Source organism: Shewanella baltica, from assembly GCF_900456975.1.
Classification (GTDB): Bacteria; Pseudomonadota; Gammaproteobacteria; order Enterobacterales; family Shewanellaceae; genus Shewanella; species Shewanella baltica.
Genome location: NZ_UGYM01000002.1, coordinates 1,359,943 through 1,372,596, shown reverse-complemented (window position 1 = coordinate 1,372,596; position 12,654 = coordinate 1,359,943). Strand labels below are relative to the sequence as shown.

Annotated in this window: 10 protein-coding genes; 7 read left to right on the top strand and 3 right to left on the bottom strand. The window is 49.1% G+C overall.

The annotated features are described in order from the left end of the window. Nucleotides 1–92 precede the first annotated feature (92 nt). On the top strand, nucleotides 93–524 hold the full coding sequence (locus tag DYH48_RS06215; protein ID WP_006085474.1) for a hypothetical protein: 432 nt from the start codon (nucleotides 93–95) through the stop codon (nucleotides 522–524). 281 nt (nucleotides 525–805) lie between these two features. Here DYH48_RS06215 and DYH48_RS23915 read toward each other — a convergent pair whose 3' ends face one another. The 3 genes from DYH48_RS23915 to fadI form a co-directional block, all read right to left on the bottom strand. Further along, nucleotides 806–1,006 carry a hypothetical protein gene (locus tag DYH48_RS23915; RefSeq protein ID WP_115334301.1) on the bottom strand — a complete coding sequence of 67 codons (201 nt, stop codon included), beginning with the start codon at nucleotides 1,004–1,006 and terminating at the stop codon, nucleotides 806–808. A 474-nt stretch (nucleotides 1,007–1,480) separates the two neighbouring features. Beyond that, nucleotides 1,481–3,601 (bottom strand): fatty acid oxidation complex subunit alpha FadJ, encoded by a 2,121-nt coding sequence (fadJ, locus tag DYH48_RS06200; RefSeq protein ID WP_115334300.1) that lies wholly within the window; start codon nucleotides 3,599–3,601, stop codon nucleotides 1,481–1,483. A gap of 5 nt (nucleotides 3,602–3,606) precedes the next feature. Beyond that, the gene (gene fadI, locus DYH48_RS06195; protein ID WP_115334299.1) at nucleotides 3,607–4,917 is read right to left on the bottom strand and encodes an acetyl-CoA C-acyltransferase FadI; all 1,311 of its coding nucleotides are present in this window, start codon (nucleotides 4,915–4,917) and stop codon (nucleotides 3,607–3,609) included. Between the two features lie 262 nt (nucleotides 4,918–5,179). On the opposite strand from fadI, the gene DYH48_RS06190 reads away from it, so the two are divergent. From DYH48_RS06190 to DYH48_RS06165, 6 genes are read left to right on the top strand one after another with little or no spacing between them, the layout of a single operon-like run. Next, nucleotides 5,180–6,136: an AAA family ATPase gene (locus tag DYH48_RS06190; RefSeq protein WP_006082248.1), complete on the top strand. Its 957-nt coding sequence runs from the start codon at nucleotides 5,180–5,182 to the stop codon at nucleotides 6,134–6,136. Nucleotides 6,137–6,160: 24 nt separating this feature from the next. Next, a complete protein-coding gene (locus tag DYH48_RS06185; RefSeq protein ID WP_115334298.1) occupies nucleotides 6,161–7,114 on the top strand; it encodes a DUF58 domain-containing protein in 954 nt (317 codons plus the stop codon). A 2-nt stretch (nucleotides 7,115–7,116) separates the two neighbouring features. Continuing rightward, entirely contained in the window at nucleotides 7,117–7,773 is a 657-nt protein-coding gene (locus tag DYH48_RS06180) for a DUF4381 domain-containing protein (RefSeq protein WP_115334297.1), read from the top strand. Then, the gene (locus DYH48_RS06175; protein WP_115334296.1) at nucleotides 7,767–8,789 is read left to right on the top strand and encodes a vWA domain-containing protein; all 1,023 of its coding nucleotides are present in this window, start codon (nucleotides 7,767–7,769) and stop codon (nucleotides 8,787–8,789) included. The genes DYH48_RS06180 and DYH48_RS06175 overlap by 7 nt, the downstream gene beginning before the upstream one ends. Beyond that, nucleotides 8,786–10,885: a VWA domain-containing protein gene (locus DYH48_RS06170; protein WP_115334295.1), complete on the top strand. Its 2,100-nt coding sequence runs from the start codon at nucleotides 8,786–8,788 to the stop codon at nucleotides 10,883–10,885. Before DYH48_RS06175 ends, DYH48_RS06170 begins: the two co-directional genes overlap by 4 nt. Next, complete coding sequence (locus DYH48_RS06165) at nucleotides 10,879–12,588, top strand: BatD family protein (protein ID WP_115334294.1); 1,710 nt, start codon at nucleotides 10,879–10,881, stop codon at nucleotides 12,586–12,588. Before DYH48_RS06170 ends, DYH48_RS06165 begins: the two co-directional genes overlap by 7 nt. Nucleotides 12,589–12,654: the final 66 nt, after the last annotated feature.

Genomic DNA, 12,654 nt, shown 5'->3' with positions numbered 1-12,654 from the left:
TGATTGCGGTTTACAACATTGGCACAACAAGTGCAGTAGCACTATCAGTGTCAATAATAAATCAATATCAACTACCCTGAGAGAGAATTAGAATGATGAAAGGAATCCTTGCCGCCGTTACTTTATTATCTTCAATTGGTTTTGCAGTAAATACTTATGCACTTGAAGATAACACAAAATTAGAACCAGCAGCTAAGTCAATTACTTCAGAAGAACCTGCAGTTAAACTTGCTCCAGTAGAAGTAGCTGGGCATCCATATGTGAAGTTTAAGCCTTTCGAAATTGCTGGACATCCTTACGTGAAGTTCAAACCTTTCGAAATCGCTGGACATCCTTACGTGAAGTTCAAACCTTTCGAAATCGCTGGACATCCTTACGTGAAGTTCAAACCTTTCGAAATCGCTGGACATCCTTACGTAAAGTTCAAGCCTTTTGAAATCGCTGGGCATCCTTACGTGAAGTTCAAACCTCTCGAAGTCGCAGGACATCCTTACGTTAAATTTATTAACTCTGAAGTTGCATAAAATTAATCAGGTTAGGGAGAGTGACTATGCTAAATTCAATCAAAAAAGCACTCGGTTTATCCAAGCCAGCGCGTAAAAAAGTTAAGTTGCCAGAAGGCATAAACCACCTTGAAGTGATTTCTGCGAAAGGTTGGTGGAATTAATTTAAGTCCTGTAGCCATGAGTCTAACTCGTGCACTGTGATGGAAAATTAGGCTAGAAACAATAAAGGGAGCATTAGCTCCCTTTAGTTTTACATAAGTAAAAAAGTATGAAAATACATAGCATTACATATTGATAGATTAGCTATTTAATATCCCTTCCTCACTACAACGGATTTTCCTCAAAGCTAAATGGCGGTGTGTCGTAAAGAGCGGATAAGCCAAAGGCCCGAGCACAAAACCCAGTAATGTCCAATGCGTAACAGAAAGGCCTGCGGTAAATGCAGCTAAGCCGAAGTACCAAGCAGAGATTAATGCGATAAAGATAACCAGCAAAACCACAAAACACCTCTTTGAAAACAACTAAAAATCATAAATGTAGAGAAACTAATTCCCCATCAAAATGCGGATACGACTCGCTTAATTTTGCTGATTGATGCACATGTTAAATACGCCGTTTTAACAGCAGGATAAATGTACTCCGCACAGTGCAGAAAAGAGCAGCACTCATTCATAGCTACGCTCTCAGCAGTGAGCACTGAGCACTGAGCACTGAGCACTGAGCACTGAGCACTGAGCACTGAGCACTGAGCACTGAGCACTGAGCACTGAGCACTGAGCACTGAGCACTGAGCACTGAGCAATACACTCTCGATCAAGGGCTCGGATTATACAAGATCCACATCTAAGTTATGAACATTTTTTAGGCAAAAACATGCCTTATGGCAATAAAAAAAACGGCAATAATCTGCCGTTTTTTTGTTCAACCCTGATTGACTAACACCTAGATTAACTAAGACTTAGATTTACTAAAACTTAGAAAAAGTGCGCGTTTTCCTGAGCCATGGTTTTTAAGCGCTCACAAGGTTCGAATCTGTCACCTAATTGACTTTGATAACCTTCAAGAATTCGCACTAAGTTCGCGGCGCCCAAAGTGTCAATATAATGGAATGGGCCACCGAGGAATGGTGGGAAGCCAATACCGAAAATGGCGCCAATATCACCATCTCTTGGCGATGCGATAATACCATCATCTAAACAACGCACCGCTTCGTTGAGCATTTGTACGACACAACGCTCGGCAAGTGCTTTTGCGTCTTTATTGGTGCCTGGCTTAATACCTAACACGCCATAAACACTCTCATCGACAGCTTTAGCTTTCTTACTCGATGCGCCGTATTGATAGAAGCCTTTACCATTTTTACGGCCTTTACGATCGTCACCCAAAAGCTTGTCAAAAGCCGCTGGCGCTTTAAAACGTTCACCCAATTCTTTTTCGAGGATTGGTGAAATCTTAGCGCCCACGTCGATACCCACTTCGTCGAGTAAAGTAATGGGACCCACAGGGAAACCAAACTTAACCAGCGCTTTATCCAGATGTTCAACACTTTGGCCTTCAAGTAATAATTGCGCGGCCTCGTTCATGTAGAGCGCAAGAATACGGTTAACGTAGAAACCCGCACCGTCTTGCACCACTATCGGTGTTTTACCTTGCTTACGGGCAAATGCGACCGTGGTCGCAATGGTTTCTGGTGACGTTTTAGCATGGGCAATCACTTCCACCAGCGGCATTTTTTCCACTGGCGAGAAGTAATGCAGACCAATCACGTTCTCAGGACGTGTCGCCGCCTCGGCGATTTGGCTAATAGGCAAAGATGAGGTGTTTGACGCAAAAATGGTGTGCTCACCACACTCACGCTCGATGTCTTTCACCATTTGATGCTTAAGCGCTAGGTCTTCAAATACCGCTTCCACAACGATGTCGGCATCTTTAACGCCTTTATACTCAGTCGTCGTGGTCATCAGTGCCATTAGATTGTCACGGGCAGCAGGCGTCATATGACGGCGCTTAACCCCTTTATCCAACAGCTTGTAGGCGTAAGCTAATGCATTACTTAAACCTTTTTCGCTGATGTCTTTGACACGAACAGGGATTTTAGCCTTGGTCGTTGTGACAGATGCGATACCGCCCCCCATTAAACCGCCACCTAAGATCACCGCTTTTTTCACTTTACGCGGGCTCGCACCTTCAGCGCCGGTTTCTTTCTTCATTTCTGTGGTCGCGAAAAAAATACTGCGCAGCGCTTCAGACTCTTTCGATACCACTAATTCGGCAAAATGACTGGCTTCGACTTCTAGCCCTTTTTGCATGCCCTTAGCAATTCCTTGGCGCACGCAATCAATGATCTTGGCAGGCGCAGGATAATTACCTTGGGTTTTCTTTTCGACCTGTTTTGTCGCTTGATCGAAAATAATGTTACGGCCGAAACTCGTGCCTTCAAGCACTTGATTAACGAGTGACTTTTTAACTGGTTTCGGTGCACGTTTACCCGCAAGCGCCATCTCAACTGCGGTTTGTAACAGAATCGTCTGCGGCACAACATCATTCACTAAGCCCATTTTCAAGGCTTGTTTAGGACGAATTTGTTTACCGGTCAACATCATATCTAAGGCTGTCGTAATGCCGACTAAACGTGGCAAACGTTGAGTCCCGCCGCCGCCTGGCAATAAGCCAAGTTGGACTTCCGGAACGCCGAGCATAGTCTTGCCATCGTCGCTACATACTCTTTGATGACAAGCTAAGGCTAACTCTAAACCACCGCCTAAACAGGCACCATGGATTGCGGCAACCACAGGAATCGTTAAGGCTTCTAGCTCATTAAAAACCACATGGCCTTGCTGGGATAAGGCTTTGGCATCGCCCGCCGTTTTACAGGCATCGAGCATAGAAATATCTGCGCCCGCGACGAAAGAATCTTTTTTGCCTGAGATCAGCACTAAACCGCGAATGCTCGAATCACTTTTGATCTCGGCCAGAATCTCACTGATTTCAGGGCCAAACTGCGCTTTTAGGGTGTTCATGGTTTCGCCAGGAACATCCATAGTCAAAATAGCAATGCCGTCGTCGCGGCGGGTTAAATTAAAGGTCTTTTCCATGCCGACTACTCCACTTCTAGTATCATAGCCACACCCAAACCACCAGCCGCACAGGCTGTTGTTAGGCCAGTTCCACCACCACGGCGCTTAAGCTCGCGACACACCTGCGTGATCAAACGGGTTCCCGTTGCAGCAAAAGGATGACCATAGGCAAGCGAGCCGCCGAGCACGTTAAACTTGCTCATGTCGATTTCACCAATGGCGCGGTTACGACCGAGTTTTTCTTCGGCAAATTTTTTCGAAGCAAACATCTGCATATTCGCTAATGTCTGCGCCGCAAAGGCTTCGTGCATTTCAATCAGAGTAAGATCTTCTAGCTCCATTCCAGCACGTTTCAGCGCCAGTGGCGTCGCGTAAGAGGGCCCCATCAGCATGTCTTGCCACACATCAATGGCGCTAAAAGCATAGCTCTTAATGTAACCAATTGGTTGATAACCTAAGGCTTTCGCTCGACCTTCGCTCATCAGGATAATCGCTGACGCACCGTCAGTCAGTGGCGTACTGTTTGCCGCCGTCACAGTTCCATGCTGTTTATCGAATGCAGGACGCAACTTAGCGTATGACTCCAGTACCGAGTTTTCGCGGATATTGTTATCGCGATCGATAAACTGTTTATACGGTGGCACATGGGCAACCATCACTTCGTCACGAAGATGGCCCGAAGCCCAAGTTTCACTCGCTAAGGTGTGCGAGCGGTGCGCTAAAGCATCTTGATCGGCGCGGCTAATATTGTAGGTTTTTGCCATCTGCTCAGCGGTTTGTCCCATAGACAAGCCCGTTGAGTACTCGGCAACCGCAGGCGGTACAGGTAATAAATCTTTAATGCCTAAACGACGGAAAATTTGTAGTTTTTGCCCAAAGCTACGGGCTTTATTCAGATCGACTAACGCATGGGCTAATTTTTTCGACACGCCGATAGGCAAGACAGAAGAAGAGTCGGCGCCGCCCGCAATACCGATTTCGATATTGCCCGTCATCATAGATTCGGCCACGTTGACGGCAGATTGAAAGCTAGTCGCACAGGCGCGAGTGACACTATAGGCATCGGTCGACACATTCATGCCAGTACCGAGTACGATTTCACGGGCGATGTTAGGTGCAGCGGGCATTTGCACCACTTGTCCATAGACCAGCTGCTCAATCAGCTTAGGGTCCAGTTCAGAGCGCGCCAATAATTCATTGACCACCATTTTGCCCATATCGAGCGCCGATACACCGTGAAATGCCGTGGCTTGTTTTGCAAATGGCGTTCTTAAACCCGCTACAATTGCGATACGCTCGCCCTTGGCGTTCGTAACCTGTTGTCTATCACTCATTTGTCACCCTCTTTATGTGCGCAATCGCTGAGAGATTTCAGGCGGCGCTAGCTATTTCCGTGTTTGACCCATTGTTTTACGGCGAAAAACGCCCAATAACAGGTCTGACCATTAAAGTGTGATCTGATTCTAACTTCTTGTCAGCAAGTTTTAAACACCTGTTTGTTTTTTTAACACTAGCCAAACCCTAAGGGAATTCTTTACCATATCCGTTGTCTACAGCCCACACACGCATTTTCAACATAATAAAACGAGTAGCATCATGCCTTTGAGTCGCTTCCATGCATTACGCACTTACCTAAATAAGGTTGTTTTAGGGCAGCCAGTATTGACCGAAAATCTGCTCATTGCCTTAATTGCCAATGGCCACTTATTAGTTGAAGGTCCACCGGGACTGGCCAAGACCCGTGCGGTGAAAGCCTTATGTGACGGGGTTGAGGGCGATTTCCACCGCATTCAATTTACCCCAGATCTGCTGCCTGCCGATTTAACCGGCACAGATATTTATCGCTCGCAAACCGGCACCTTCGAATTTGAAGCCGGACCGATTTTCCACAATTTGATCTTGGCGGACGAAATTAACCGCGCCCCCGCCAAAGTACAATCGGCCTTATTAGAAGCCATGGCCGAAGGTCAAGTTACCGTCGGTAAGCACAGTTATAAGCTGCCACCGCTGTTTTTAGTGATGGCAACCCAAAATCCATTAGAAAACGAAGGCACTTATCCCCTGCCCGAAGCACAGCTGGACCGTTTTTTAATGCACTTGAATCTTGATTACCCGAGCGGCGAGACTGAAATCGAAATTCTGCGCCAATCCCGTAAAGAAGCACTCACCCACGAATTGCCGACCACTGAGCCGATTGCTCAGGCCGATGTGTTTGCCGCCCGTGACGAAGCCATGGAAATCTATCTCGCCGAACCACTCGAAAAATACATAGTCGAAATTGTTATGGCGACCCGCGAGCCTTTGCGTTACAGCGAAGACTTAGCGAAATGGCTTGAGTACGGTGTCAGCCCACGCGCCACTATTTCATTAGAACGCTGCGCCCGCGCCCGCGCTTGGCTGCACGAGCGAGACTTTGTTTCACCGGAAGACATTCAAGCCGTTGCGCCGAATGTGTTAAGACACAGATTATTACTCAGTTACCAAGCGCAAGCCGAAGGCGTCAGCCGCGATCAGGTGATCAACCACATCTTGAGTCAAGTTGCAGTACCTTAACGGTAAAGATAAAGGTGAAATAAGATGAGTAACACTGCGCGACTCTCAGCCTCGGCCGATGGCTTGCCGCTGTTTGCCGATGGCTTGCATTTAACCGAGCAAGAGCTGCTGGCGTGCCAAAATATCGCCCGTGCTATGCCTGAACGTTACAGCCGTGCCCGCGCTAATTTAGTGGGCCATCGCAGCAGCTTAATCAAAGGCCGCGGGATGGAGTTTGCCGAGGTGCGCCACTATCAACAGGGCGACGATGTGCGCACCATTGATTGGCGTGTCACCGCTCGCACGGGCAAAACCCACACTAAGTTATTTGTCGAAGAACGTGAGCGCCCTATTCTGTTATTGATCGACTTGAGCCAAAGTCTCTATTTTGGCTCAAGTTTATTGCTGCAATCGGTGCAAGCAGGACACCTTGCGACCACCTTAGGTTGGAATGCCATTAACCATGGCGATAGACTCGGCGCCTTGATCGCATGCGAGTCTGAGCATTTAGAGCTCAAACCCCGCAGCCGTCGTCAGGGCATATTGCAATTGATCTCAGGTCTGCGCCGTGTGCATGAGAATCAACTCAATCATGTTGGCAGTGGCCAGCGCGATCCTGATCATATTCTGCGCGCTTGTCAGCGATTACAACGCATCGCCAAACCCGGCTCCTTGGTTTGGATAGTGACCGATGGCAGCCATTTTAGCCCCCAATGTATTGCGCCATTAACCGAGCTTAAACGTCATTGTGATGTGGGCGCCTACCTGATTACCGATCCCCTGCGCCAAGGGACACTGCCGTTACCGCACAACTTTAGTTTGCCGGTACGGGATGGGGATGAGGACTTAGTGCTCACCCGCCACAGTTATCAGGCTTGGCTTGATATCCAGCTGCGTCAGCAAAGGGACTTTATCGCCATGATGCAGCAACTGCGCGTGCGCACCCAGCTCATCGATGCGGGTGCTCCCCTAGCCCATCAATTGGAATTATTGCGTTAACTATGGATCCAGCAACAGTGAATTCAGAAATAGTGACACCAGTGATAGCAAATGCACAGCCTGCGGTCCCTATGGCTACAGCGCCAAACCCAGCGCTAGCGGATCTGCAGGATATCATTCATCCCGATCCAATCGGCGCTTGGCCTTGGGCAATCGGTTATTGGTTGGTCCTCGCGCTAGTGATTGCTCTCATCACACTCTTAGTTATCTGGCTAAGAAAACGCGCCCGTGACTTCGCGCCGAAAAAAGCCGCGAAACAGTTACTCTGTCAGCTTGATAGACAAGCGCCGTCCTATGTCTCTGACGTCAATAGCCTATTAAAGCGTACCGCCATGAGTTACCTCAGCAGAGATGCAATAGCCTCCTTAGATGGTGAAGCTTGGGCGACGTGGCTAGACAGCTATTTACCCGCGCCTAAACGCCAACGTATCGGCCACTTGTTGGCCAAACGTCACCAGCCAACGCCGTTAACCTTAGCTGAAGCCAATGAGTTACATGAACTCGCACAAGCTTGGTTGGCATCGAAAGCAACACTGAGTGCGCCTGAGCCGACTCTTGTTCAAGAGAAGGGCTACGTTCAAGCTAGTGGCGACGCTCAAGCTAAAAGCCAAGCGCCAATTCAGCCAGCTGACACCAAACAACCGGAGGCACAATGTTAACAATTGCATGGCCTTGGCTATTGATATTACTGCCTTTACCTTTGATTTTTTGGCGCCAACAAACCGTACAAGTGGATGGTGGCCGGCTACAACTCCCCGGAATAAGCCAAACAGGCAAACAAAGCTTAGCGGCCAACACGCGCCAGAGTCGCAAACGCTACTGGCTGATCTGGTGCCTATTAGTGCTCGCTATCGCCCGTCCGCAATGGCTTGGCGAACCTATCGAACTGCCGAGCCAAGGCCGCGATCTGATGATGGCGGTGGATTTATCCGGCAGTATGCAGATTGAAGACATGGTGGTAAATGGTAAAACCGTTGACCGTTTCACTTTAATTCAGCACGTTGTCAGTGACTTTATCGAGCGCCGCAAAGGCGATCGTATCGGTTTAATTCTCTTTGCCGATCACGCCTATTTGCAGGCGCCGCTCACCCAAGACAGACGTTCAGTGGCGCAATTTTTAAAAGAAGCACAAATCGGCTTAGTCGGTAAACAAACCGCCATAGGTGAAGCTATCGCGCTGGCGGTAAAACGTTTCGATAAAATGGACGAGAGTAACAGAGTGTTGATTTTATTGACCGACGGCTCTAACAACGCGGGCAATATTGAGCCAGAGCAGGCGGCGCAAATTGCCGCTAATCGTAAAGTTACTATTTACACTGTCGGTGTCGGTGCCGATGTGATGGAGCGCCGCACACTCTTTGGCCGCGAGCGGGTTAATCCTTCGATGGATCTGGATGAGAACCAACTTAAGCATATCGCCGACGTCACTCACGGCCGCTATTTCCGCGCCCGTAACAGCCAAGAGCTCGACCAGATTTACCAAGAAATCGATAAACTCGAACCAGTGAGTCGCGATCAATTAAGCTATCGTCCGCAGGCAGATTTGTTCTATTGGCCGCTGGCACTGGCCTTACTGACGAGCCTGTGGATTGCCTTAGGTCAATTACCATTCTTTGCAGCGCGCCGCGTTAAACCCTCTGTCGCAACCACTTCACAGGGGAACATTAAATCATGAGCCTACATTTTATTCGCCCAGAATGGCTACTCGCCCTAGTGCCACTGGCTTTAGTGTTGTTGAGTTTATGGCGACAACACGAGAGCCACAGCGCGTGGAATCGGTATATTGCGCCGCACTTAGCCAAAATATTGGTCACCCAAGGCAGCAAGAAATCCCGCCGTCCGTTGCATTTATTAGCTTTCACTTGGCTGATTGCGACTTTTGCGCTCGCCGGACCTGCGGTTAATAAACAGTCCTTACCTGTGTTTGCCGCCGAGCAAGGCCGCGTACTGGTGATGGACATGTCTGTGTCTATGTTCGCTACCGATCTGGCGCCGAACCGTTTAACCCAAGCTAAATTTAGGGCTACGGATCTGCTGCGTAATCTTAAAGAAGGTGAAACAGGTTTAGTCGCCTTTGCTGGCGATGCCTTTACTATCAGCCCGTTAACGCGCGATACCGGCACGCTACTCAATTTATTGCCGACCTTAAGCCCTGACATCATGCCCGTTCGTGGCTCAAACTTAGCGGCAGGTTTAACCCAAGCTAAAACGCTACTGGCTCAGGGTGGGCATATTCGCGGTGATATTATCCTGATGACAGATGGCATAACCGCAGCCCAATTTGATGACGCTAACTCGGCATTAAGTGGCACGCAATATCGACTTGCGGTCGTCGCTTTTGGTACCAGCCAAGGCGCGCCAATTCGTCTACCCGATGGACAATTGCAGCGCGACAGCAGCAACGAGGTCGTTGTGGCCAGCACTGACTTTGGCCTGCTGCAAAAACTGGCAGCGGATAACAAAGGCGTGTTAATCCAAAATCGCACCGACGGCAATGATCTGGCCCAATTACAAGATTGGTTAAGTGATACGGGCGATGCCAAAGCCACAGATCTTGACGGTGAAACCTGGCAGGATCTCGGCCCTTATCTCGCCCTGCTGTTACTGCTGCCCGCCCTTTTCAGCTTTAGGCAAGGAATCGTGGCAAGCGTTGGATTTGCCACTCTCATTGGCGGCTTACTGCTCGCGGCCGCGCCTCAGTCTGCCCATGCCAGTGTGTGGGACAATGCCTGGGACAATGTGTGGAAAACGACAGATCAGCAAGCGATGCAGGCCTATCAATCCCAAGATTATGCCAACGCCGCTAAGCAGTTTGAGTCACCCCAATGGCGTGGCAGCGCCCAATATAAGGCCGGTGATTATGAGCAAGCGCTGAAAACCTTCGAGCAAGATAGCTCTGCCCAAGGCCTCTACAATCAAGGCAATGCGTTGATGCAACTCGGTAAACCCGATAAGGCAAAGGAGCGCTATCAAGCCGCACTTGAAAAACAAGCCGATTTCCCTGCGGCAAAGGCCAACCTTGAACTGGCTGAAAAGCAATTGAAACAACAGCAAAAGCAGCAAGGTAAAAACGATCAACAGGATAAGAACCAAGATCAACAAGGCGATCAGCAGTCCGGTGATTCCAATTCAGGTGACCAACAATCTGGCGACCAACAATCCGGTAATCAGCAGTCGCAGGATAAACAACAATCTGACCAAGATAGCGCTCAGAAAGATAAGCAAGATCAAGCGGGACAAGAGTCTCAGGATCAACAGGACAATGCCAATCCTGAGCAAAGCTCTGAGCAGCAAAAAGCGGATAAGCAAGAGTCAGAGCAAGATAAGCAAAATGGCAATGCTCAGGACAAGCAAGATGAAGCTCAGCAAGATCAAGATAAAGCGCAACAGGATCAACAAGCCAAGCAGCAAAATGCCGAGCAGGATGCAAAGGAAAATGAGCCTGTAGACGATTCACCAGCGGATAATGAAGCTAAGATGCAAGCGCAGGCTAACGCCGATGCCGAGGAGGAAAAATCCGCTGAGCAAGCCAAGCAAAGCGTTGGCGCCAAGGAAGCTCCTGAGAAAAATGCGCAAGATAAACAAGAAGCCGCTATGAGTGAATCTGTCGAAGCGCCGCCAACCAATAGCGAACCGCTTCCCGCAGAAATGCAGCGAGCGCTGAGGGGCGTGAGTGAAGACCCACAAGTGTTACTTCGCAATAAAATGCAGTTGGAATATCAAAAACGCCGTCAAAATGGCCAAATATCAAAGGATAACGAACAGTGGTGATCAGACAATTTTTTATCCTGCTACTCCTTGCCATCGGAGTGGCCCATCCCGCCTTTGCACTCAGCAAAATTGAGGCATCGGTCGATCGTAATCCTGTGATGGAGGGTGAATACTTTGTGCTCAACATCAGCGTCGATGATGAAATCGATACTGGCAAGCTAGACACGTCCGCCCTGCTGAAAGACTTTATTGTTGGCCGCACCAGCGTGAGTCGCAGCACACAGATCATGAACTTCGATGCGGTCAAAGAGACTCGCTGGCAAGTGTTGCTCGCGCCAAAACAAAAAGGCCAGTTGACCATTCCAGCCTTTACTATTGATGGCATCAGCTCGGCGCCGATCCCACTCAAAGTGGTCGAAACGGGCAGCCAGCCCGCGCAAATGAACAACCTATTCATCGATGCCAAAGTGTCAACTGACGAGGCCTATGTCGGGCAGCTCATTACCTACAAGGTGAAACTCTATCTAGCGGTAGAATTACAAAGGGGCGTATTGAGCGCACCAGTAATCGAAGGCGCACAGATCAAACAAATTGGCGAAGATAAGGATGGCTCAGAGATAGTCGATGGCCGCCGTTACCGCGTGATTGAACGCACCTATGGCATCATTCCCGACTTACCCGGCCAAGTGAACATCAAAGGTGCAACCTTTGCGGGCGATGTGTTAGTTGAATCCCAACGCCGCGGCGGCATGTTTGGCTTTAATGAAAGCCGCCCAATGCAAGCGGGGGCGCCCTCACTCACAGTGCAAGTGAATCCTGCACCGACAAACTTCCAAGGCCAATGGCTGGTTGCCGATTTAGTGGTGTTAAAAGAGAACTTCCCTGAGGATATTAAAGAATTTACCGTCGGTAGCCCTATCACTCGCACTATTACTTTGTTGGCATCCAATGCCGATGAAAATAGCCTGCCAGATATAGTGCAAACCCTGCCTAATGAACTGAAGTCATACCCAGAGAAACCTCAGCGACAAACCTTTGTACGCGATGCACAAATTGTCTCCCAGTACAGTATTACGTCGGCAATCGTTCCCAGCAAAGCGGGAACATTTATCCTGCCCGAAGTCAAAGTGCCTTGGTGGAATCCGCACCTTAAACGTCAAGAAACCGCGACGCTCCCCGCACGCACCATAGTGGTAACTGGCGGTGCCGTCACAGATGCGCCCGCCCAAGCCTCTTGGCAAGCAAATTCAGCGGCCGACAACAATGACTCCTGGATGATTAAGGTGTTTGCTGCGCTATGGCTGATCACTCTCGTCGCTTGGATCATCACTTTAATCGCTTGGCGCCGCGCTTTAAAAAACCAATCGGCCGCCCCGACAGCAATTAACGCTTCAATGAGTTCAGCACAATCAGTAAATGTTGCGGGCTTACAAGGATTGGAGCAAGCCTGCGCAAGTGGCGATGTGAGCCGCATTATGTTGCAGTTACAGCGCTACTTCAGCGAGTTACAGCAAGCGCCTATGACACTCGATAAAATTGCCGAGCAGTCGCCGCAACTCGCACAGGCGATACAGCAACTGCAAATTGCCGCCTATAGTGCGAAGGCCGATGCCAACAGTCATACTGACAGTGCGAATACTAACAGTGCGGATACTAAAAAGCTGACCCTAGAGTGCGCCGCATTGCTTAACGCGGTTAAGGCTTGTGAGCATAAACATTCAAACCCAAAATCGGCGCCATTAAGCCCACTGAATCCTAAGTAAATTAAGGATTTAATGAGAGAGAAGCGAGCTCAACTATGCTAAACATTCAGCCAACAAGCCGAAAAA

What these genes read in the sequence shown, in the direction of transcription:
- DYH48_RS06215 (WP_006085474.1), top strand. Translation starts at nt 93, where the DNA reads ATGATGAAAGGAATCCTTGCCGCCGTTACTTTATTATCTTCAATTGGT.
- fadJ (WP_115334300.1), bottom strand. Translation starts at nt 3,601, where the DNA reads ATGGAAAAGACCTTTAATTTAACCCGCCGCGACGACGGCATTGCTATT.
- fadI (WP_115334299.1), bottom strand. Translation starts at nt 4,917, where the DNA reads ATGAGTGATAGACAACAGGTTACGAACGCCAAGGGCGAGCGTATCGCA.
- DYH48_RS06190 (WP_006082248.1), top strand. Translation starts at nt 5,180, where the DNA reads ATGCCTTTGAGTCGCTTCCATGCATTACGCACTTACCTAAATAAGGTT.
- DYH48_RS06185 (WP_115334298.1), top strand. Translation starts at nt 6,161, where the DNA reads ATGAGTAACACTGCGCGACTCTCAGCCTCGGCCGATGGCTTGCCGCTG.
- DYH48_RS06180 (WP_115334297.1), top strand. Translation starts at nt 7,117, where the DNA reads ATGGATCCAGCAACAGTGAATTCAGAAATAGTGACACCAGTGATAGCA.
- DYH48_RS06175 (WP_115334296.1), top strand. Translation starts at nt 7,767, where the DNA reads ATGTTAACAATTGCATGGCCTTGGCTATTGATATTACTGCCTTTACCT.
- DYH48_RS06170 (WP_115334295.1), top strand. Translation starts at nt 8,786, where the DNA reads ATGAGCCTACATTTTATTCGCCCAGAATGGCTACTCGCCCTAGTGCCA.